Source organism: Pseudomonas sp. MYb60, assembly GCF_002979555.1.
In the GTDB taxonomy this organism is placed as follows: domain Bacteria; phylum Pseudomonadota; class Gammaproteobacteria; order Pseudomonadales; family Pseudomonadaceae; genus Aquipseudomonas.
This window is the reverse complement of the sequence record NZ_PCOZ01000007.1, coordinates 186,190-206,896: the sequence shown is the minus strand read 5'-3', so window position 1 is coordinate 206,896 and position 20,707 is coordinate 186,190. Positions and strand designations below refer to the sequence as shown.

Annotated in this window: 19 protein-coding genes; 8 read left to right on the top strand and 11 right to left on the bottom strand. The window is 61.6% G+C overall.

The window, feature by feature from the left end:
- Positions 1-45 precede the first annotated feature (45 nt).
- Entirely contained in the window at positions 46-2,235 is a 2,190-nt protein-coding gene (locus CQ041_RS14325; protein WP_105523110.1) for a patatin-like phospholipase family protein, read from the top strand.
- A 52-nt stretch (positions 2,236-2,287) separates the two neighbouring features.
- Here the strand turns inward: CQ041_RS14325 and CQ041_RS14320 are convergent, their stop codons facing one another.
- The gene (locus CQ041_RS14320) at positions 2,288-2,722 is read right to left on the bottom strand and encodes a MarR family transcriptional regulator (RefSeq protein ID WP_105523109.1); all 435 of its coding nucleotides are present in this window, start codon (positions 2,720-2,722) and stop codon (positions 2,288-2,290) included.
- A gap of 121 nt (positions 2,723-2,843) precedes the next feature.
- Positions 2,844-4,970, bottom strand: a complete 2,127-nt coding sequence (recQ, locus tag CQ041_RS14315) for a DNA helicase RecQ (RefSeq protein ID WP_105523108.1) — start codon at positions 4,968-4,970, stop codon at positions 2,844-2,846.
- 265 nt (positions 4,971-5,235) lie between these two features.
- Here recQ and CQ041_RS14310 point away from each other — a divergent pair, with 265 nt between their 5' ends.
- From CQ041_RS14310 to CQ041_RS14300, 3 genes are all read left to right on the top strand, one after another.
- Complete coding sequence (locus tag CQ041_RS14310) at positions 5,236-5,823, top strand: YecA family protein (RefSeq protein ID WP_105523107.1); 588 nt, start codon at positions 5,236-5,238, stop codon at positions 5,821-5,823.
- 20 nt (positions 5,824-5,843) lie between these two features.
- A complete protein-coding gene (locus tag CQ041_RS14305) occupies positions 5,844-6,227 on the top strand; it encodes a YbaN family protein (protein ID WP_105523106.1) in 384 nt (127 codons plus the stop codon).
- A 116-nt stretch (positions 6,228-6,343) separates the two neighbouring features.
- Positions 6,344-9,814, top strand: a complete 3,471-nt coding sequence (locus CQ041_RS14300; protein ID WP_105523105.1) for a PAS domain-containing hybrid sensor histidine kinase/response regulator — start codon at positions 6,344-6,346, stop codon at positions 9,812-9,814.
- A 21-nt stretch (positions 9,815-9,835) separates the two neighbouring features.
- Here the strand turns inward: CQ041_RS14300 and rmuC are convergent, their stop codons facing one another.
- Complete coding sequence (gene rmuC / locus CQ041_RS14295) at positions 9,836-11,200, bottom strand: DNA recombination protein RmuC (RefSeq protein ID WP_177429387.1); 1,365 nt, start codon at positions 11,198-11,200, stop codon at positions 9,836-9,838.
- A gap of 176 nt (positions 11,201-11,376) precedes the next feature.
- A complete protein-coding gene (locus CQ041_RS14290; RefSeq protein WP_105523103.1) occupies positions 11,377-11,700 on the bottom strand; it encodes a hypothetical protein in 324 nt (107 codons plus the stop codon).
- A 458-nt stretch (positions 11,701-12,158) separates the two neighbouring features.
- Between CQ041_RS14290 and CQ041_RS14285 the strand changes: the two genes are divergently transcribed.
- The 4 genes from CQ041_RS14285 to CQ041_RS14265 all read left to right on the top strand — a co-directional run bounded on the left by CQ041_RS14285 (position 12,159) and on the right by CQ041_RS14265 (position 15,315).
- Entirely contained in the window at positions 12,159-12,464 is a 306-nt protein-coding gene (locus tag CQ041_RS14285) for a hypothetical protein (RefSeq protein ID WP_105523102.1), read from the top strand.
- Positions 12,465-12,908: 444 nt separating this feature from the next.
- On the top strand, positions 12,909-13,133 hold the full coding sequence (locus CQ041_RS14275) for a hypothetical protein (protein WP_005790139.1): 225 nt from the start codon (positions 12,909-12,911) through the stop codon (positions 13,131-13,133).
- Positions 13,134-13,412: 279 nt separating this feature from the next.
- Complete coding sequence (locus tag CQ041_RS14270; RefSeq protein WP_105523101.1) at positions 13,413-13,895, top strand: hypothetical protein; 483 nt, start codon at positions 13,413-13,415, stop codon at positions 13,893-13,895.
- A gap of 145 nt (positions 13,896-14,040) precedes the next feature.
- On the top strand, positions 14,041-15,315 hold the full coding sequence (locus CQ041_RS14265) for an OmpP1/FadL family transporter (protein WP_105523100.1): 1,275 nt from the start codon (positions 14,041-14,043) through the stop codon (positions 15,313-15,315).
- Positions 15,316-15,380: 65 nt separating this feature from the next.
- Here the strand turns inward: CQ041_RS14265 and CQ041_RS14260 are convergent, their stop codons facing one another.
- The 7 genes from CQ041_RS14260 to cobU all read right to left on the bottom strand — a co-directional run bounded on the left by CQ041_RS14260 (position 15,381) and on the right by cobU (position 20,666).
- Positions 15,381-15,929, bottom strand: a complete 549-nt coding sequence (locus CQ041_RS14260) for a glutathione peroxidase (protein ID WP_105523099.1) — start codon at positions 15,927-15,929, stop codon at positions 15,381-15,383.
- Positions 15,930-16,079: 150 nt separating this feature from the next.
- A complete protein-coding gene (locus CQ041_RS14255; protein ID WP_105523098.1) occupies positions 16,080-17,288 on the bottom strand; it encodes an MFS transporter in 1,209 nt (402 codons plus the stop codon).
- Positions 17,289-17,342: 54 nt separating this feature from the next.
- Positions 17,343-17,747, bottom strand: coding sequence for a MarR family winged helix-turn-helix transcriptional regulator (locus CQ041_RS14250; RefSeq protein ID WP_105523097.1), 405 nt, complete (start codon positions 17,745-17,747; stop codon positions 17,343-17,345).
- Between the two features lie 42 nt (positions 17,748-17,789).
- Positions 17,790-18,518 (bottom strand): adenosylcobinamide-GDP ribazoletransferase, encoded by a 729-nt coding sequence (locus tag CQ041_RS14245; protein WP_105523243.1) that lies wholly within the window; start codon positions 18,516-18,518, stop codon positions 17,790-17,792.
- Between the two features lie 2 nt (positions 18,519-18,520).
- Positions 18,521-19,096, bottom strand: coding sequence for an alpha-ribazole phosphatase family protein (cobC, locus tag CQ041_RS14240; protein WP_105523096.1), 576 nt, complete (start codon positions 19,094-19,096; stop codon positions 18,521-18,523).
- Complete coding sequence (gene cobT, locus CQ041_RS14235; RefSeq protein ID WP_105523095.1) at positions 19,093-20,148, bottom strand: nicotinate-nucleotide--dimethylbenzimidazole phosphoribosyltransferase; 1,056 nt, start codon at positions 20,146-20,148, stop codon at positions 19,093-19,095. The genes cobC and cobT overlap by 4 nt, the downstream gene beginning before the upstream one ends.
- The gene (cobU, locus tag CQ041_RS14230; protein WP_105523094.1) at positions 20,145-20,666 is read right to left on the bottom strand and encodes a bifunctional adenosylcobinamide kinase/adenosylcobinamide-phosphate guanylyltransferase; all 522 of its coding nucleotides are present in this window, start codon (positions 20,664-20,666) and stop codon (positions 20,145-20,147) included. Before cobU ends, cobT begins: the two co-directional genes overlap by 4 nt.
- Positions 20,667-20,707 lie beyond the last annotated feature (41 nt).

The window sequence follows — 20,707 nt, the reverse complement described above, 5'->3', positions numbered from 1 at the left end:
GGCGGCTATAATACCGGCCTTTATCGCCCTGCCTCGAGATTCATGATGCGCCGCCTGCTGTCCTGCCTGTGCCTATGCCTGCTGCCCCTCCTCGCCGAAGCCGTCGAAACCCCACGCCCGAAAATCGGCCTGGTGCTGTCCGGCGGTGCCGCGCGAGGCCTGTCCCATATCGGCGTGCTCAAGGCCCTGGAAGAGCAAGGCATCCAGATCGATGCGATTGCCGGCACCAGCATGGGCGCGGTGATCGGCGGGCTGTATGCCTCGGGCTACAAGATCGATGAACTCGAAAAGCTCGCGCTGAGCATCGACTGGCAACAGGCACTGTCCGACGCGCCACCCCGGGAAGACGTGCCGTTTCGCCGCAAGCAGGATGACCGCGACTTCCTGGTCAAGCAGAAACTCAGCTTCCGCGATGATGGCAGCCTGGGCCTGCCACTGGGCGTCATCCAGGGCCAGAACCTCGCGCTGCTGCTGGAAAGCATGTTCGCCCACAGCAGCAATACGCGTAATTTCGACAAGTTGCCCATCCCTTTCCGTGCTGTGGCCACCGATATCACCACCGGTGAGAAAGTGGTGTTCAGCAAGGGCCACCTGCCTCAGGTGATCCGCGCCAGCATGTCGATCCCGGCCGTATTCGCCCCGGTGGAACTCGACGGCCGACTGCTGGTGGACGGCGGCATGACCGACAACATCCCGCTGGATGTGGCGCGCGAGATGGGCGTGGACATCGCCATCGTGGTCGACATCGGCACCCCGCTGCGCTCACGCAAGCAACTGGCCACCGTGGTGGATGTACTCAACCAGTCCATCACCCTGATGACCCGGAGCAATTCCGAAGAACAACTGAAGGCCCTGCACCCCAAGGACGTGCTGATCCAGCCGCCGCTGGCCGCGTATGGCGTGACAGACTTCGGTCGCGCCAAGGACATGATCGACGCCGGCTACCGCGCCACCCGCGCCCTCGACGCACGCCTGGCCCACCTGCGCCCTGCCACCCCCATCGACCCAGAACTGGCCGCAGCGCGTACACCCGGCGAACGCACGCCGGTGATCACCGCGATCAACGTGGAAAACGACTCCAAGGTCAGCGAAGACGTTATCCGCTATTACATTCGCCAACCCTTGGGCGAACCGCTCAACCTGGGCCGCCTGCAAACCGACATGGGCACCCTCTATGGCCTGGATTACTTCGAGCAGGTGCAATACCGCGTGGTCAAGAAGGGCAAGGACAACACCCTGGTGATCAGCGCGCGTGGCAAACGCGCCGGCACCGACTACCTGCGCCTGGGCCTCAACCTGTCGGATGACATGCGCGGCGACAGTGCCTTCAACCTCGGCGCCAGCTACCGCGTGAACGGCATCAACCGCCTGGGCGCGGAATGGCTGACCCGCGTGCAGATTGGTGATCGCCAGGAACTCTACAGCGAGTTCTACCAGCCGATGGACACCGGCTCGCGCTACTTCGTCGCGCCCTACCTCAGCGCCCAGGCGCAAAACGTCGAGCTGATCCTGGACAACGACCCCATCTCCGAATACCGCCTGGAGCGCTACGGATTTGGCCTGAACGTCGGCCGCCAGATCGGCAACAGCGGCGAGATACGCTTTGGCGTCGGCGAGGCCTGGGGCAAGGCCGACGTGCGCATCGGCGACCGGGATCTGCCGAGTGTGAGCTTCAGCGAAGGCTTCTACGAGCTCAAGTACTCCTTCGACTCCCTGGACAACGTGTACTTCCCTCACACCGGTGAAGACATCGGCCTGGCGTACCGCGAATTCGAACCGGGGCTGGGTTCGGACCAGCGCTACCGCCAATGGGAATTCAAGCTGGACAAAGCCATGAGCCACGGCCCGGACACGCTGGTGCTGGGCGGTCGCTACGGGCGCACCCTGGATGATTCGGACGTGGTGATTTCCAGCTTCCTGCTGGGCGGCGCGCGGCAACTGTCGGGGTTCCGCCAGGATGCGATTTCGGGGCAGAACATCAGCCTGATGCGTGCGGTGTATTACCGCCGGCTGACGCCACGCTCCTACTTGCCGCTGGATTTCCCGTTATACCTGGGCGCGTCACTGGAGCGCGGCCGGGCGTGGAACAACGACAATGAGTTCGACAGTGGCTACATCAACGCGGCGAGTATTTTCCTGGGGTTCGATACACCGTTGGGGCCGCTGAATTTCAGCTATGGGTTCAACGATGCAAACCAGAAGGCGGTGTACCTGAACCTGGGCCAGACGTTCTAATGTGGGAGGGGGCTTGCCCCCTCCCACATTTTGATCTGCGCTGTATCCGGGATCAGGACTTTTCCAGATTCGCCAGAATGTGCCCATGCACGCGCATGCACACCTTCATGTCCTCTTCATCCACGCCCACGAACAGTTCGCTGCGCAACTGGGTGGCAATGGTCTCAATCTGATCGATCAAAGGTCGCGCGGTGTCACACAACAGGATGCGCTTGGCGCGACGGTCTTCCACCACGGCTTGGCGTTGCACCAGGCCCTGGCCTTCCAGACTGTCCAGCAAGCGGGCCAGAGTGGGCCCTTCGACGCCAACACTCTGCGCCAGCTCGCGCTGAGTAGGTGCTTCCTCGAAACGCGCCAGGTGCAGCAGCACCAGCCAGCGCGCCTGGGACAAGCCCAGCCCCGCCAGGCGGCGATCCAGCTCGGCGCGCCAACCTCGGGACATTTGCGCCAACTGCATGCCAAAACGGTGTTGATCGGTTAACGGCATAAAAAACTCATGATTTAGACTGAAAACAAAGTGTGGCTAATTATTAGTCAGCTAAGCATGAGCCCTGCCAACAGGCAAGCGCTGCTCTGTACTGATTCGTTACATTGTCGTAATTGGCGTACTAAATTTCGAATTCCGACTGCAAAGCGGCGCGAACGCAGTACAGAACCCCTTCAGGCACACGCCCGGTAAACAGCGGTGCAATCTCCGCAACAGCTGGCAGTTCGCCCTCTCCGTCGAGGAACGCATCCTGGATTTCGCCCAGCAGGTCTTCCGGCAAATCCAGAGCCTGCTCCAGGGACAGCTGTTGTTGGCCGATGGACTCGGCCAGCAAGGTGTAGACGTTCTTCTCCGAGCACTGCAACTGGCCGGCAATCTGGATCGGGGTCATGCCGGCGCGCGCCAGGCTGATCAGTTCATGACGGATATCAGCCACTTCCTTCGGCGCCTCGGCCTGCCCGCCAAGGACTTCGAGGAACGCATGGCCGTAACGCTCCAGCTTGCGTGCGCCCACACCACTGACCCGGGCCATTTCCGACATCGTCGTAGGCTGTTCGCGCAGCATCTCCAGCAACGTGGAGTCGGGGAAGATGACGTAAGGCGGCACGCTGTGCTCCTGGGCCAGTTTGCGCCGCAGGGTACGCAGCGCTTCCCATTGTTCGCGCTCTTCGCCACGCACCAGTTGGCTGGCCTGGCTGGTGCTGGTCTTGGCAGTCGTCTGTGGCTTGAGGTCGCGACGCAGCTCCAGGCTGACTTCGCCCTTGAGCAACGGCCGGCAGCTGTCGTTCAGGCGCAGGCCGCCGAAGCCTTCGATATCGATATCCACCAGGCCACGGGCGACCATCTGCCGGAACAGCGAACGCCACTCACCCTCGGCGCGGGCCTTGCCGACACCGTAGACCGAGAGTTTCTCGTGGCCAAAGCTGCGGACTTTTTCGTTGTCCTTGCCGAGCAACACATCCACCAGGTGCCCGACACCGTAACGCTGGCCGGTGCGGTAGATCGCAGACAACCCCTGGCGCGCGGGTTCGGTGGCATCCCAGGTCTGTACGCCGTCGGTGCAGTTGTCGCAGTGGCCACAGGGCTCGGGCATGTCTTCATCGAAGTACGCCAGCAGGGTCTGGCGACGGCAGCGGGTCTCTTCGCACAGCGACAGCATGGCATCGAGCTTGTGCTGCTCCAGGCGTTTGTGGCGCTCGTCACCTTCGGAGTTCTGCAGCATCTGCTTGAGCATCACCACGTCCTGCAGGCCGTAGACCATCCACGCGTCCGCCGGCAGGCCATCACGGCCGGCGCGACCGGTCTCCTGGTAGTACGCCTCAAGGGATTTGGGCAGGTCCATGTGCGCCACGAAACGCACGTTGGATTTGTCGATGCCCATGCCGAAGGCAATGGTCGCCACCATGATCAGGCCCTCCTCATTGAGGAAGCGCTTCTGGTGCGCCGAGCGCGTTTCGTTGGGCAGGCCGGCGTGATACGGCAGCGCCGGGTAGCCCTGCTCGCACAGGAACGCCGCCACTTCATCGACCTTCTTGCGTGACAGGCAGTAGACAATGCCTGCATCGCTGCGCCGCTCGGAAAGAAACGCCAGCAATTGCTTGCGTGGCTGCTCCTTCGGGACAATGCGGTAGAAAATGTTGGGACGGTCGAAGCTCGACAGGAAGCGCTCGGCGTTCTGCAGGTGCAGGCGCTCGACGATTTCTTCACGGGTGCGCTTGTCGGCGGTGGCGGTCAGGGCAATGCGCGGCACATCGGGGAACAACTCGGCCAATTGCCCCAGTTGCAGGTACTCGCGACGGAAATCGTGACCCCATTGCGACACGCAGTGGGCTTCGTCGATGGCGAACAGGGCGATTTCCAGACTCTGCAGAAACGCCAGCATGCGGGGCTGCACCAGGCGCTCGGGGGCCAGGTAAAGCATTTTTACTTCACCGCGCTTGATCCGTGCGGCCAGGTCGCGCTGCTGCTCGGGGCTCAGGGTGGAGTTCAGGGAAGCCGCAGCGACGCCAAGTTCTTCGAGGGTGGCCACCTGGTCGTCCATCAAAGCGATCAGGGGCGACACCACCACGGCCAGGCCATTGCGCAGCAACGCGGGCACCTGGAAACACAGGGATTTGCCGCCGCCGGTAGGCATCAAGACCAGCGCGTCACCGCCACTGGCCACGCGCTCAATGATCGCACCCTGGCGGCCACGAAAACTGTCGTAGCCGAAGATGTCCTTGAGGACGCGTTGAGCCTGCTCGAGCATGTAAAACTCCAAAATATCGCCGAAATCCCTCTGTACAGGCTGGCCGAAAAAACGCGGGCTCACGCAAAATAATCCGTAAGCGAAGTTTTCGCGGGTTGGCGCTTGGCCTGCAGGGGCATCACAAAACGCGGCAGTATACCCGACGCACACCCGGCAAAGGGCGCCACTGACGAATAGCGAGCGTGATCTAAAATGCAGTGCGGCTGGCCTGGGCGCTCAAGAAAGCCTAGAATTCAGCATCGTTTATTCCCAAGGTAGTCCTTCAATGTCCTTCGCTGAGCAACTAACCCGCCTGCAAGCCTTCCTCGACGCCGATGAGCTGCATGACGAGGCGCTGGACTACGTGGCCGCCCACGGCTACCTGACCGCCCTGTCCATCTGTTCCGAGCCGGTTCCTGACCGTGAGTGGATCGACGCGCTGTTCGCCGAAGAACCGCACTACGCCGACGCTGCCCAACGCGAAGAGATCGAATCCACCCTGCTGGCCCTCAAGGCCCACATCGGTCGCCAACTGGCCTCCGACGAGGAATTCGAGCTGCCATGCGAGCTGGACCTGGGCGAAGAACCGGACGACTCCGATCTGCGCGGCTGGTGCATCGGCTTCATGGAAGGCGTGTTCCTGCGTGAAGCGGCCTGGTTCGAGACCGCCGAGGAAGAAGTCAGCGAAATGCTGCTGCCGATCATGGTCGGTTCGGGCCTGTTCGACGACCAACCGGAGTTCGCCGACATCGCTTCCGACGCCAACCTGATGGACGACATGATCGTCCAGATCCCGGAAGCCCTGACCGCCCTGTACCTGCTGTGCAACGCTCCTGACGAAAAACCGGCGATTCTCAAGCCTCGTCACCACTGAGCCGGTCGCCCGTGACACCCATGGGCAATCGCTCGCTGCTCCTGCGCTACGCACTGCTGGCCATCGGCTGGCTCAGCGTAGCGCTAGGGGTGATCGGGATTTTCCTGCCGGTCCTGCCCACCACGCCCTTCCTGCTCCTCGCTGCCGCCTGTTTCGCCCGCAGTTCCCCGCGTTTCTACCACTGGCTGGTGGAGCACCCGCGCCTGGGACCGTGGATACGCGACTATCTGGAGGGCAACGGCATCCCCCTCAAGGGCAAGGTCTACGCCATCGGCCTGATGTGGGTGAGCATCGGCTTCTCCTGCTACCTGGTGCCCCTGCCCTGGGCACGCGGTTTCATGCTGACCAGTGCCGTGCTGGTGACAATCTATATCCTGCGCCAGAAAACCCTGCCACCGCGCTAGGCCCCTGCGACATTCGCCCTCACACGACCTTGGTCGACACTGACTAACCCCATGCATCATGCGAGACTGTCCAACCGGGCCTGGAATGCCCGGGTGTTCTTATGCTCGGAGTTACCATGACGCTGTCCAGCGGGCTGATCGCCGCCGTTGCCCTGGCCTATATGGCCATTATGTTTGCCATCGCTTTCTACGGTGATCGCCGTCGCGCGCCCTTGCCTCCGCGCGTGCGTGCCTGGGTGTACAGCCTGTCGCTGGCCGTCTACTGCACCAGTTGGACGTTCTTCGGGGCTGTAGGCCAGGCCGCTGAACAACTGTGGGCTTTTTTACCGATCTACCTGGGCCCCGTGATCTTGCTGGTGCTGGCACCTTGGGTGCTGCAGAAGATGATTCTGATCAGCAAGCAGGAAAACATCACCTCCATCGCTGACTTCATCGCTGCACGCTACGGCAAGTCCCAATCCCTGGCCGTGGTGGTTGCACTGATCTGCCTGGTGGGCGTGCTGCCTTATATCGCCCTGCAACTCAAAGGCATCGTACTGGGGGTAAACCTGCTGATTGGCGCCGGCGCCGATACCACCGGTACCCGCGCCCAAGACACCGCGCTGATCGTGTCGCTGGTGCTGGCGCTGTTCACCATTGTGTTCGGCACGCGCAACCTCGACGCCACCGAGCACCACCGCGGCATGGTGCTGGCGATCGCGTTCGAGTCTCTGGTCAAGTTGTTCGCGTTTCTCGCCGTCGGCGCGTTTGTAACCTACGGCCTGTACGACGGTTTCGGCGACCTGTTCAGTCAGGCGATGCTCGCGCCACGCCTGGAGGAATACTGGAAAGAGACCGTCAACTGGCCCTCCATGGTGGTGCAGACCGGCGTAGCGATGATGGCAATCATCTGCCTGCCCCGGCAGTTCCATGTGACCGTGGTGGAGAATATCGACCCGCAGGACCTGCGCCTGGCCAAATGGGTGTTCCCCGCCTACCTGATTCTCGCCGCGCTGTTCGTGATCCCCATCGCCCTGGGCGGCAAGATGTTGTTGCCAGGCTCAGTGCTGCCGGACTCCTACGTGATCAGCCTGCCCCTGGCGGAAGCGCACCCGGCCCTGGCGGTGCTGGCGTTCATCGGTGGCGCATCGGCGGCGACCGGCATGGTGATCGTGGCAAGCATCGCCCTGTCGACCATGGTATCCAACGACATGCTGCTGCCGTGGCTGTTGCGCCGCTCCAGCGCCGAGCGGCCGTTCGAAGTATTCCGCCACTGGATGCTGTCCGTGCGCCGGGTCAGCATTGTGATCATCCTGCTGCTGGCTTACGTGAGCTATCGCTTGCTCGGCTCCACGGCCAGCCTGGCCACCATCGGCCAGATCGCCTTTGCCGCCGTGACTCAACTGGCCCCGGCCATGCTCGGTGCGTTGTATTGGAAGCAGGCCAACCGGCGCGGCGTGTTCGCCGGGTTGGCCGCGGGCACCTTCCTGTGGTTCTACACCCTGGTCCTACCGGTGACGGCGAAAAGCTTGGGTTGGTCCCTCGACCTTTTCCCAGGGCTGACATGGATGCATTCACACCCGCTGGGCTTGTCGGTGACTTCATTGACCCTGGGCACAGTGTTTTCCCTGGCCGGTAACTTCACGCTGTTTGTGTGGGTGTCGATGCTGTCGCGCACACGGGTGTCCGAACACTGGCAGGCCGGGCGTTTCATCGGACAGGAGATCAGCCAGCGTGCCAGTGCGCGTTCGATGCTGTCGGTACAGATCAGCGACCTGCTCAGCCTGGCGGCACGTTTCGTCGGCGAGGAACGCGCACAGCAGAGCTTCATCCGCTTTGCCTACCGCCAGGGCAAAGGCTTCAACCCCAACCAGAATGCCGACAATGACTGGATCGCCCACACCGAACGCCTGCTGGCCGGTGTACTCGGCGCATCGTCAACGCGCGCTGTAGTAAAAGCCGCAATTGAAGGTCGGGAAATGCAGCTGGAGGATGTAGTACGCATCGCCGACGAAGCGTCTGAAGTCCTGCAATTCAACCGCGCGCTGCTGCAAGGCGCGATCGAGAACATCACTCAGGGCATCAGTGTGGTGGACCAGTCGCTCAGGCTGGTGGCCTGGAACCGCCGCTACCTGGAGCTGTTCAACTACCCCGACGGCTTGATCAGCGTGGGCCGGCCGATTGCCGACATCATTCGCTACAACGCCGAGCGCGGCCTGTGCGGCCCGGGCGAGGCCGAGGTGCACGTGGCGCGACGCCTGCACTGGATGCGCCAGGGCCGCGCGCATACGTCCGAACGGCTGTTCCCCAACGGTCGTGTGATCGAGCTGATCGGCAACCCGATGCCCGGCGGTGGTTTTGTCATGAGTTTCACCGACATCACCGCGTTCCGCGAAGCCGAGCAGGCCCTGACCGAGGCCAATGAAGGGCTGGAGCAGCGGGTCACCGAGCGCACCCATGAGCTGTCCCAACTCAACGTCGCGCTGACCGAAGCCAAGGGCGTTGCCGAATCGGCCAGCCAGTCGAAGACGCGCTTCCTGGCAGCCGTCAGCCATGACCTGATGCAACCACTGAACGCCGCGCGGCTATTCTCCGCCGCCCTCTCGCATCAGAACGATGGCCTGTCCACTGAGGCCCGGCAACTGGTGCAACACCTGGACAGTTCGCTGCGCTCGGCCGAGGACCTGATCAGCGACTTGCTCGACATCTCGCGCCTGGAAAACGGCAAGATCAATCCGCAGCGCCAGCCGTTTGTACTCAATGAGCTATTCGACACCCTGGGCGCAGAGTTCAAGGCCCTGGCCCAGGAACAAGGCCTGGGCTTCCGCCTGCGCGGCAGTCGCCTGCGCGTCGACAGTGACATCAAGTTGCTACGGCGGATTCTGCAGAATTTCCTGACTAACGCGTTCCGTTATGCCGACGGGCCCGTGTTGCTTGGCGTACGCCGGCGCAAGGGCGAACTCTGCCTGGAAGTGTGGGACCGTGGCCCCGGCATACCGCCCGATAAACAGAAGGTGATCTTCGAAGAATTCAAACGCCTGGACAGCCACCAGACCCGCGCCGAAAAAGGCCTGGGACTGGGTTTGGCGATTGCCGACGGCCTGTGCCGGGTGTTGGGCCATCGCCTGCGCGTGCGCTCGTGGCCGGGCAAGGGCAGTGTGTTCAGCGTCAGCGTGCCGCTGGCACGCAACCAAGCCATCGCGCAGCCCAAGCCCACGCAGGACAACGGCTTGCCGCTGAGCGGCGCGCAGGTGCTGTGCGTGGATAACGAAGAGAGCATCCTCATTGGCATGCGCAGCCTGTTGAGTCGCTGGGGCTGCGAAGTGTGGACTGCCACCGACCAGGCGCAATGCGCCGCGTTGCTGGCCGAGGGCGTGCGCCCGCAATTGGCACTGGTGGACTACCACCTGGACCATGGCGAAACCGGCACCGAGTTGATGGGTTGGCTGCGGGCGCAATTGGCCGAGCCGATTCCCGGGGTGGTGATCAGCGCCGACGGCCGCCCGGAGATGGTGGCCGAGGTGCATGCGGCGGGGTTGGATTACCTGGCAAAGCCGGTCAAGCCAGCGGCGTTGCGGGCGTTGCTGAGTCGCCACCTGCCTCTTTGACCCGGCATTTTTGCTGCGGGCTTATTCAGGAAGATGGGCGACGCCATCCGCATCAGTCATGGCGCGCTCCAGCAAATCGGCAGGGAGGCTTTTGCTCGCACGCGCGCCCAGCAACCTCAACTGTTCGGTGCGGCTGACCAGATTTCCGCGTCCATCTGTCAGCTTGTTCCGCGCCGCGCTGTAAGCCTTATCCAACTGCTGCAAACGGTTACCCACTTCATCCAGGTCCTGGATGAACAACACGAACTTGTCGTACAGCCAGCCCGCTCGCTCGGCGATTTCACGGGCGTTCTGGCTCTGACGCTCCTGCTTCCAGAGGCTGTCGATCACCCGCAACGTGGCGAGTAAGGTGGTCGGGCTGACGATGACGATATGGCGATCGAAGGCTTCCTGGAACAGGTTCGGCTCGGCCTGCAACGCTGCCGAAAACGCCGCTTCGATGGGCACGAACAGCAAGACGAAATCCAGGCTGTGCAGGCCCTCCAGACGTTTATAGTCCTTGCTGGCCAGGCCTTTGACGTGATTGCGCAGCGACAGCACGTGCTGCTTCAGCGCGGCCTGGCCAATCACCTCGTCTTCCGCGGCGACAAACTGTTGATAGGCGGTGAGGCTGACCTTGGAGTCCACCACCACCTGTTTATCGCCGGGCAACATGATCAGCACGTCCGGCTGGAAACGCTCGCCATCCGGCCCCTTGAGACTGACCTGGGTCTGATACTCGCGGCCCTTCTCCAGGCCTGCGTGCTCCAGCACACGCTCGAGGATCAACTCACCCCAGTTACCCTGGGTTTTCTGGCCCTTGAGCGCGCGGGTCAGGTTGGTGGCTTCATCTGACAGACGCAGGTTGAGTTGCTGCAGGCGCTCCAACTCCTTGGCCAGGGAAAAGCGCTCACGCGCTTCGTTCTGATAGCTTTCTTCCACGCGCTTTTCGAAGGACTGGATGCGCTCCTTCAACGGATCGAGCAATTGCCCCAAGCGCTCCTGGCTGGTTTCGGCGAAGCGCTGCTCGCGCTCATCGAAGATCTTGCCGGCCAGCTCGGCGAACTGCGCCCGCAGCTCATCCCGTGAGCCTTGCAGGTCAGCGAGGCGCTGTTGATGGCTGTCCTGTTGCTCGCGCAGTTCGGCGCGCAGGGACGCCGAGAGCGCGTCGAGGCGGCGCAATTCAGTCTCCTTGGCGCTGCGATCGAGGTTCCAGGCGTGGGCGGCGTCGCGCGCGTTGTCGCGATCGACCTGCAGCAGTTCGACTTCGCGGCGCACGGCGGCGAGGTCGGCTTGCTTGGCGGCATTGGCGTGGCTGAGATCGCTGATCTCGTCGCGGCTGGCGTCCAACTGGGCGGCGAGGCCTTCCTGGGCGAGCTGGGCAGTGGCCAGGCGCTCTTCCAGCAGTTCCCAGCCCGTCGACCGTGCGTTCAAGCGCCGCTGAATCTGCCAGCACACCGCCAGTAACGGAACTGCCGCACCCGCGAGGCCCAGGGCGATACTGGTCCAGTCAAACACCATAGCCATATCTGCCATTACCGAAAAAGAACAAGGTTAACGGAGCACAGGGCTGCGCGACAGCCTCAGTCTTCGACCTGGCCCAGTTCGCGTTGGGCGCGGCGGTCACCGGCACGGGCGGCCAGGCGCAGCAGGTCGTGGCCGATACGGCGGTCGCGAGCGTTGCCGCATTCACGGCACATCAGTTCGCCCAGGCGACTTTGGGCGGCGACCACGCCTTCACGCGCCGGCTGCTTGAGCAAACGACCTGCAAAGTGCTTGACGTTGGTGCTGTGGCCCAGGCGCGGGCTGTCAAGCAGCCACATGGCAACCTTCAAGGAGAAGCGCTTGGGTGCGGTAACAGTCTGAGGGGCGTCGGTAACAGAAGGTGATACTGAGCGAAACTTCATAAAGCACTGTGGGACAGATCGGAAGGCGCGCCACTCTACTCTTTTTTTCGTCTACGTAAAGCTGAAAAAACGCTTCATGCCCGATCTAGAGCAAGCGCTCGGGACAATCCACAGAAGCTGTGGATAACTCAGTGGACAACCCCCCTTTATCACGCGCAAAGCCCCATGGAATGGGGGCCGCAGTCAAACTGACGATTTTTTCACCAATAAAAAAAAGCCAGATTTTTCATTGACTTAAATTTCCATTACAGGCTAATGGCGGCCCGCACACGCCTGTGATGCACGGGTTACACCGTGCGCAACGAATGTGCACAAGTACCCCCTCGATGGTTATATACCCGGCGTTTTTGGAAGCGATACGCTACAAAAATGTTACCGGGAGGCTGGGCAAGGGGACTTTTCAAATCCCCTCTGGCTCGCCACACTCTCCGACCTGGAGCGTAACGGTGAGTGGGTCGATGAAAGGAATTCTGTTGTTCGCCGTGTTGTTACTGGTTATTTGTGCGATTTCCCTGGGGATCAATGCGGCACTGCCCTCCCCGGACGGTGCGTTGTTTGCGATTGCCATCCTGCTGTCGGCTGCCTTTACGGCCGTGAGCCTCAGCATCGAGCTGGGCGAAGGCCGGATCAACGACATGGGCGATGTGATGAAGGTGGTCGAGACTGGCCAGTCGCTTCGACTGACGCTGGCAGCCTACGGGTTGGGCTGCTCACTGGCAGCGGCCGCCACGGTGTTGGTCTACCGGTACCTGCTGGGCGGCTGAGCAAAGTTTTTTGGCTAGCACACTTCCATTCGCCGTTTCAATCCGTTACTATCCGCGGCGTTAGTACCAAGCTGAAAGTCAATTCTGGTCGAACAACTCCCCTGAACAACATGGGATCGACCACCTCGATGGTTTCCAGGTATCGCTTGCGACGACACAGCCTTTGATCAAGCAAAGGGTGTCGCGAAGTTCAAATACTCTGACCGAACCAGCCTGCAAATTGATCAGGATCTTCACCCCGGGCCTAGAACCTTTGCCCCTGTTGTGATGCCTGCCCTCCTAAGTACCTACCTGCCAGCCCAAGCGCGCCTAACTTATTAGCGCTTCAAACTGGCTGCTTTGTTCCAGTCGGGTTCTTCGTTTGATCAATGGTGATCAACGTTACTGGAACGTTTTAACGTTGCACGGTTCTTAACCCGTGTCATTTGTAGGAACACCAATAATATGAACGCTCAAATCCATACTCAGGATGCCATTCGCACCCTCACCAACGCTTTTGCTCCAATGAATTGCCTGATCATGGCCGCTCGCAAAGGCTGCTTCAGCTTCACCCTGGTCAACGAACACGGCATCGCTCGTCACAGCGAACGCCTGTACCCCGATCAATACTCCAGCGCAGAACCGCTGCAGGCCGTGATCGAGCGTACCCGTCAGGCGCTCACCGCCTGATCGACCCGCGTGGCTGAAACACAAAAAACCCTGTTTAAAACACAGGGTTTTTTATTGCCTGGAATTTCAGCATTGAGTTTTTGCACTAAGTTCAAATAGATATAAACGTTATAACTAAATGACGAAGATGTTTTAAAAACAGTCCTTTACATCACAAATATGACACTACACTTCAACTCAAGCGGCGTGATCCGCTTTCGGCGAGCCTGAGATCCGATTCACTGCTGCCAAAGCCCCCTTCTCAGGTCTCGTCGACCACTTCCACGGATTGAGGCCTGTATGGGAATCGCTGCCAGCGAATTGTGTCGTTATGTCATCCAGCCGACGCTGAAGTACCTGGGCTGCCATAACCCGACTGCCGAGGCCCTTTTGCTCGGGATCGCAGCGAGCCAGTCCGAACTGGGCTCGGCCTTGCACGACCGGCGCGGGCACGGCCTGTACAGCATCACCGAACCTCGCCACCGCGCACTCTGGGACAACTACCTGGCGCTGGACCCCGAACGTGCCAGCCTGGTACGCGGGCTGGCAAGCCAACACGCATTCCTCACCGCCCCTCAGCTCGAACTCACCGTCAACCTGCGTTATGCCACGGCCATTGCCTGGCTTTTGGTGGAACAGCAGCGTCGCGTACTGCCCGCGCCAGGCGATGTTTTAGCCATGGCACGTATCTGGAAAGAAATTTTTCATCCTCATGGAAGGCTGCGAGATTTCACTCAAGCTTGGCAAACCTGTGTTTCACCCATGAATCACGAGGTTTGCTGACCGGGCAATTTGCAAGATTCGCCAAAAAGCCTGAACCCTGGTCGGATTGTCCTACAAAACCGCTCTATCTCCAGCGTTTCAGCCAGTAGCGCGATCTTAAATTTATTGATACTTTCCGCAGCGGTGATCACACGGAGTTCTAATAATGAAAAAAGTAATGCTCAAGACCACACTTGGCCTCGCCGTTGCCATGGCATCCTCCCACCTGTTCGCAAGCGGTTTCGCACTCAACGAACAGAGCGTCAGCGGGATGGGTACGGGGTTCGCAGGTCGCTCTTCTTCTGCCGATGATGCAAGTACCATTGCTGGTAACCCTGCCGGGATGTCCCGCCTGAAACGCGACCAGATCACGGCCGGCGTTGCGGCAATCGATGCCAAGACCGATATCAAGAACACCAGTGGTGGCGCCCCACGCGGCACCAATGACGGCGATATGGTTCCGTTCACGGCCGTGCCCATGCTGTTTGCCGTCAAGAAAGCCAACGACGACCTGGCATTCGGCCTGGGTGTCTACGCTCCGTTCGGCCTGATTACCGACTACGAAAGTGGCTTCGCCGGCCGGTACTACGGCAAGAAAAGTGAAGTTAAAGTCATCACCATCCAGCCGACCGTCAGCTACGCCTTCAACGATTACGTGTCCGTCGGCTTCGGTCCTACGTTCAACAAAATCAGCGGCAACTTGACGTCCGCCACCCCACTGGCAGCCACCTTCGGCCGCAACGACGGCAAGGTAGACATCAAGGGTGACGACACCGCCCTGGGTTACAAAGTGGGTGTACTGGTCAGCCCTACCGATAGAACCAACATCGGTATTACCTACACCTCCAAGGTCAAGTACAAGCTTGAAGGCCATACGGACATTTCCGGCGTGGGCTTTGGTCCGTACAACGGCGCGCGCTACGACGCCTCGCTGGACATCACCACCCCGGAATCCGTGGACTTTTCGGTCACCCATAAACTCGATGACCAGTGGACGCTGTACGCAGGCAGCACCTGGACACGTTGGAGTCGCCTGAAAGCTATTACGGTCAACAACGAAGGTGTACCCGCATTGCTCGGTGGCGCAAACGGCGCGATCGGCCGCATCAACGAAGATCAAAACTGGCACGACACCTGGGCGTCGGCCATCGGCGCATCGTTCCAGGTCAACAAGCAATGGGTCCTGCGTACAGGCTTCACCGTTGACCAATCGCCGACCAACAACACGGACCGCTCGGTGCGTATCCCGACGGGCGACCGTAAGATCGTGAGCTTCGGTGCAGGCTTCAATGCCACCGATGACCTGACTATCGACGCGGCTCTGTCCTACCTGTGGGAAGAAGAAGTCAACGTCAACCGTACCGGTAAAGGCACCCCATACAACGCCGAGTACAAAAACAGCGCCTGGGGCTACGCGCTGGGTGCAACGTACAAGTTCTGATTCACCGCCGCACAAAAAAGCCCCGCTCTCCTGCAAAGGAGGCGGGGCTTTTCAATAGCGGTCAATCAGGGTTTGGACGCCAGCGCTTTCTCCACCGCCTCGATCAGATCCGGGCTGTCCGGCTTGGTCAGGCTGGAGAAACTGGCGATCACCTTGCCGTGGCGGTCCACCACGTATTTGTAGAAATTCCACTTCGGCGCGTTGGTCTGCTCGGCCAGCACCTTGAACAGGTGCACCGCGTCCGGCCCCTTGACCTTTTGCGGCTCGGTCATGGTGAAGGTCACGCCGTAGTTCACGTAGCAGACCTTGGCGGTCTCCTCGCCGGTCTTGGCTTCCTGCTTGAAGTCGTCCGACGGCACGCCGATCACTTCCAGCCCGTCGCCCTTGTAGCGTTGATACAGGGCTTCGAGGCCTTTGAACTGAGGGGCGAACCCACAAAAGCTTGCGGTGTTGACGATCACCAGCGGCTTGCCAGCAAAGCGCTGGCACAGGTCGATGGATTCCTTGGCACGCAGCTTGGGCAATTGGCCCTCCAGCAACGGCGGGCAATCGGCAGCCATTGCGACACTGCCGATGGCCATCAGGACGGGTACAGCGAGCCAGCGCAGGTGCATGTCGTAAGTCCTTGAGAGAAGTCAGACCACGAACTTAACAGATCGACATACCCAGTTGCATCAACGCCAGTCCACCCTGTTGCCAACCCCACCAGGCCAACAGGGTCAGGACGACCCCTGCGGTGAGAATCAAAGCGCGCACCCTCACACTCATGCTGCCTCCATCTGCGCCTGCAAGCGCGCCACCGGCCGCTCACGCACGGGCCAGTTCAGGGCCGCCGCGAGCAGGCTCAGCAGAATCGCGACCTGCCAGATCAAATCGTAGTTACCGGTTCGATCATAGACCACCCCGCCCAACCAGCCGCCGAGAAACGAGCCCAATTGGTGGAACAGGAACACGATCCCACCGAGCATGGAGAGGTTTCGCACACCAAACAGCGTTGCGACCGTGCCGTTGGTCAGCGGCACCGTGGACAGCCACAGGAAACCCATCGCCATGCCAAACAGGTAGGCGGTGATTTCCGTGACCGGCGCCCACAAGAACAGCAGGATCACCACCGCCCGCAGCAGGTACAACCCGGTGAGCAAGCGCGGCTTGGACATGCGCCCGCCGAGCCAGCCGGCGGTGTAGGTGCCGAAGATGTTGAACAGGCCAATCAGCGCCAGCACCGTGGTACCGACGGTGGCTGGCAAGTGCTGGTCGACCAGATAGGCTGGCAGGTGCACGCCAATAAACACCACCTGAAAGCCGCAGACAAAAAAACCGAACGCCAGCAACCAGAAACCGGAATGGGAGCAGGCTTCCTTCAACGCTTCGCGCAGGGTCTGCTGCCCCGCCATCACCGGCAATGGCCGGTCCTTGAGCATGCTCACCAGCGGCAGGATCAGCGCCACCATCAGGCCCAGCGCCAACAACGCCGCCGACCAGCCCAGCCAGCCGATCAAACCAAGGGTACCCGGCACCATGGCGAACTGGCCAAAGGACCCGGCAGCACTGGCAATACCCATGGCCATGCTGCGTTTTTCCGGCGCGACCGCGCGGCCGACCACCCCCAGAATCACCGAGAACGAGGTGCCGGACAGTCCGATACCTATCAGCAAGCCGGCACTCAGCGACAGCGTCAGAGCCGAATCCGACATCCCCATCAACACCAGGCCTGCGGCGTACAACACGCCGCCGACGAACACCGCCTTGGTGGCGCCAAAACGATCAGCCAGCGCGCCGGTAAAGGGCTGCGCCAGGCCCCAGATCAAGTTTTGCAGGGCAATGGCGAAGGCGAAGGTCTCACGGCCCCAGCCGAACTCCGTACTCATCGGCGACAGAAACAAACCGAAACCGTGGCGCACGCCCAACGACAACGCCAGGATCAGCGCACTCCCCACAAGAACCCAGCCACTGGTGCGCCACATCGAGGTCATTTCTTATTCTCCGCTCGCGGGTATATACCCGCTTGTGTTCGGACAAAACCGCGCTCAGGCGAGTTCGTCCAGCAAGGCCAACAAGGTTTCGCGTTTTTCCGCGCCGAGTTGATTGATCAACTTTTGCTGCGCCGCCTCCCATGCGGGTAATGCCGCGGCCAATCGTGCATCGCCCGCCTCGGTCAATAGCACCAGGCGATTGCGCAGGTCGTCGCCTTCAACCATCTGCACCAGGCCTTCGCCTTCCAGCACCCGCAGGTTGCGCCCCAGGGTGCTGCGATCCAGGCCCATGGCTTCGGCCAGGCTGGAGATGCTCGGTTGGTCCAGGCGCTGCAAATTGCAGAGCAAGGAATACTGGGCAACATTGATCCCGAAGCCATCGAGGGCGCCGTCGTAGTGCCTGCTGACGCCACGGGCGGCACGTCGCAGATTGGTGCATAAACATTGGGAGGCAAGCATGGAACGTGTATATACCCGCGTCTAAGGAAATGCAAGAAAGTGTTACAGAACCAGCGCAACCAACACCGCGACTTCCAGCAGCTCCAACAGCGCGCCCGCCGTGTCGCCGGTAGTGCCGCCCAACCGCTTGATCATCAAGTGGCGCAGCCCCATGAAACACAGTGCCGCGAGTAATACCGCGATCCCGCCGTTGATACCACCGATGAGCACACACGCCAGACCGCTGAGGATCAGCACCTGTTGACCGACAACCCTCGGTAAATGGTCCGACAGCGCCTGACCCAATCCACCTGCGCGCACATAACGCGTGGTGAGGAACAACGCCAGCATCGAAGCGCGCCCGATCAGCGGCGCCAGAATCAGTGCCGTGCCGTTGTGCTGCTCGATCAACGCCACCAGCGCAGTGAACTTGAGCAACAGCACCAGCCCCAGGGTGACCACCGCGATCGGCCCGCTGCGCGGGTCCTTCATGATGGTGAGGGTGCGTTCACGGTCGCCGAAGCCGCCGAGCCAGGCGTCTGCGCTGTCCGCCAGGCCATCCAGGTGCAGCCCACCACTGAGCAATACCCAGGCGGTCAGCAACAAGGCTGCGTGCAGCAACACGGGCGCCCCTACCAACGACGCGTTCAAACCCCACAACAACAGGCCGAACAGCAGGCCGACAACTGGGTAAAACAGCAGCGAACGGCCCAATTCCTGCGGTTGCGGCATGCCCGGCAGGCGAATGGGCAAGCTGCTGAGAAATTGCAGGGCGATCCAGAATGGCAGCACAGTCACCCCACTTCCTTCACGACGCCGCCAGCCACTACCTGCAGGCTAAACAACCCACCGTGGCCGACTTCGACATTCAACAGCTGCTCACGCGGCAAACCCCGCGCGTGGGCCAGCAACAATTTCATCACCCCGCCATGGCAGATCAACAACACGCGCTCCCCCGCATACGCTTGATGCAAGCGTGAGACGGCAGCAAATACCCGGTGGGAAAAATCGCTGACCGGCTCCCCCTCCGGCGGTGTGAAGCTGTAGGGATCCGCCCAAAACCGGCCCAACGCTTCAGCGTCGGTGTCCATCAGCGCGGCGGCGCTCCGCCCTTCCCAAGCGCCGAAGTGCAGCTCTTGCAGACCCTTCTCCAGGCTCACCGGCAGGTTCAGCCGCGCGCCCAGCTCTTCGGCAAAGCGCGCGCAGCGTTGCAGCGGCGAACTGATCAGCCGATCCCACGGCCCCTGCTCCGCCACCGCGGCGCGCATCTGCTCCCAGCCCTTGGCGGTCAGCGCGTCGTCCAGGCTGCCGCGCAGGCCACCACCCAGCTCGGTTTCGCCGTGGCGCAGCAGGTCCAGGTGCAGGGTCATGCCGGGCGGTCTGCCACGGCGGCTTCAGCGAATGTCGCCATCTGCCCGTGCAGCGCACAGGCCAGGCGCAGCACCGGCACCGCCAGCGCCGCGCCACTGCCTTCGCCCAGGCGCAGGCCCAGGTCCAGCAACGGCTGCGCGTCGAGGCTCTGCAGTACGTGGCGGTGACCGGGCTCGGCGCCACGATGGCCGAACACCAGCCACTCGCGGCACGCCGGGTTCAAGCGCGTGGCGACCAGCGCCGCCACGGTGCAGATAAACCCGTCCACCAGCACGACGATGCCGGCCTGGGCACAGGCCAGGTAAGCACCGACCAGCGCCGCGATTTCAAACCCGCCAAGATTGAACAGGGTCTGCAAGGTGTCACCGCGCTGCGCGGCGTGCAACGCTATGGCACGTTCAATCACTGTGACCTTGTGACTGACGCCCTGGGCGTCCAAGCCAGTGCCTGGGCCGGTCAGGTCGGTGACACGGCAGTCGAGCAAGGCACAGGCCAGCGCACTGGCGGCCGTGGTGTTGCCGATGCCCATTTCGCCGCCGATGAACAACTGCGCACCCTTCTCCCGCGCGCGCTGTGCACTGTCGCGACCCGCTTGCAGGGCCAGTCGCCCCTGGACCGGGGTCATCGCCGGGCCGTTGACGAAATTGGCGGTGCCGGCGCCGATGTTCAGGTGACGCACGCCGGGCAAATCCAGTGACGGCGTAACGGTGCCGAGGTCGACCACTTCCAACTGTGCATCCAGTTGCCGCGCCAACACGCTGATGGCCGCGCCGCCGCTGACAAAGTTATGCAGCATCTGCCCGGTGACTTCCTGCGGATAGGCCGACACGCCCTCCGCGACCACGCCGTGGTCACCGGCAAAGATCGCGATCCACAGTGCGTCCACCGACGGTTTAACCTGCCCCTGCAAGCCGGCCAATTGCACGGCCAGGGCTTCCAGGTGGCCGAGGGAGCCGGCGGGCTTGGTCAGTTGCTGCTGGCGCGTCAGGGCTTGTTCGTATGCATGCGCGTCGATTGCCTTACAGGGGTTGAGCCACCAGGTGTCATTCATAACGCAATACCTTTCAACGTCAGGGGCAGGCCGGCGACCGTCAGGACAACACGCTGACACCGCTCGGCCAAGGCTTGATGCAGCCAACCGGCTTCATCCACATAGCGGCGAGTCAATTCGCCCAGCGGCACGACACCCAGTCCGGTCTCGTTGCTGACAAAAATGATTTCACCCGGCAGCGTGGCCAGGGTGTCGAGCAGGCGATCGCGCTCGATGGCCAGCCGTTGCGGGTCTTCGAGCATCAGCAGGTTGGTGAGCCACAGGGTCAGGCAATCCACCAGCAGGCACCGGTCGGCCGCGGCGTTTTCCCGCAACACGCGGGCCAGTTCGACAGGCTCTTCGACCAGGCCCCAGTGGTCGGGGCGACGCTGGCGATGCAGGGCGACACGCGCGTTCATCTCACCGTCCAGGGGTTGGCTGGTGGCGATGTAGATGACGGGCAGCGTGCTGTCGCTCGCAAGTTGTTCAGCGAGGCGGCTTTTGCCGGAGCGCGCACCGCCGAGGATCAGTTGGAGCATGGGTTTACCCTTGTTTTGCCGCTTCGAAAGATGAACCTCGC

Coding starts and splice junctions, on each gene's coding strand:
- cobU (WP_105523094.1), bottom strand. CDS start 20,666: ATGCTCCAACTGATCCTCGGCGGTGCGCGCTCCGGCAAAAGCCGCCTC.
- CQ041_RS14255 (WP_105523098.1), bottom strand. CDS start 17,288: ATGACCTCGATGTGGCGCACCAGTGGCTGGGTTCTTGTGGGGAGTGCG.
- CQ041_RS14325 (WP_105523110.1), top strand. CDS start 46: ATGCGCCGCCTGCTGTCCTGCCTGTGCCTATGCCTGCTGCCCCTCCTC.
- CQ041_RS14300 (WP_105523105.1), top strand. CDS start 6,344: ATGACGCTGTCCAGCGGGCTGATCGCCGCCGTTGCCCTGGCCTATATG.
- CQ041_RS14320 (WP_105523109.1), bottom strand. CDS start 2,722: ATGCCGTTAACCGATCAACACCGTTTTGGCATGCAGTTGGCGCAAATG.
- CQ041_RS14290 (WP_105523103.1), bottom strand. CDS start 11,700: ATGAAGTTTCGCTCAGTATCACCTTCTGTTACCGACGCCCCTCAGACT.
- CQ041_RS14275 (WP_005790139.1), top strand. CDS start 12,909: ATGAACGCTCAAATCCATACTCAGGATGCCATTCGCACCCTCACCAAC.
- cobT (WP_105523095.1), bottom strand. CDS start 20,148: ATGAATGACACCTGGTGGCTCAACCCCTGTAAGGCAATCGACGCGCAT.
- recQ (WP_105523108.1), bottom strand. CDS start 4,970: ATGCTCGAGCAGGCTCAACGCGTCCTCAAGGACATCTTCGGCTACGAC.
- cobC (WP_105523096.1), bottom strand. CDS start 19,096: ATGACCCTGCACCTGGACCTGCTGCGCCACGGCGAAACCGAGCTGGGT.
- CQ041_RS14270 (WP_105523101.1), top strand. CDS start 13,413: ATGGGAATCGCTGCCAGCGAATTGTGTCGTTATGTCATCCAGCCGACG.
- CQ041_RS14265 (WP_105523100.1), top strand. CDS start 14,041: ATGAAAAAAGTAATGCTCAAGACCACACTTGGCCTCGCCGTTGCCATG.
- CQ041_RS14285 (WP_105523102.1), top strand. CDS start 12,159: ATGAAAGGAATTCTGTTGTTCGCCGTGTTGTTACTGGTTATTTGTGCG.
- CQ041_RS14250 (WP_105523097.1), bottom strand. CDS start 17,747: ATGCTTGCCTCCCAATGTTTATGCACCAATCTGCGACGTGCCGCCCGT.
- CQ041_RS14305 (WP_105523106.1), top strand. CDS start 5,844: ATGGGCAATCGCTCGCTGCTCCTGCGCTACGCACTGCTGGCCATCGGC.
- CQ041_RS14310 (WP_105523107.1), top strand. CDS start 5,236: ATGTCCTTCGCTGAGCAACTAACCCGCCTGCAAGCCTTCCTCGACGCC.
- CQ041_RS14260 (WP_105523099.1), bottom strand. CDS start 15,929: ATGCACCTGCGCTGGCTCGCTGTACCCGTCCTGATGGCCATCGGCAGT.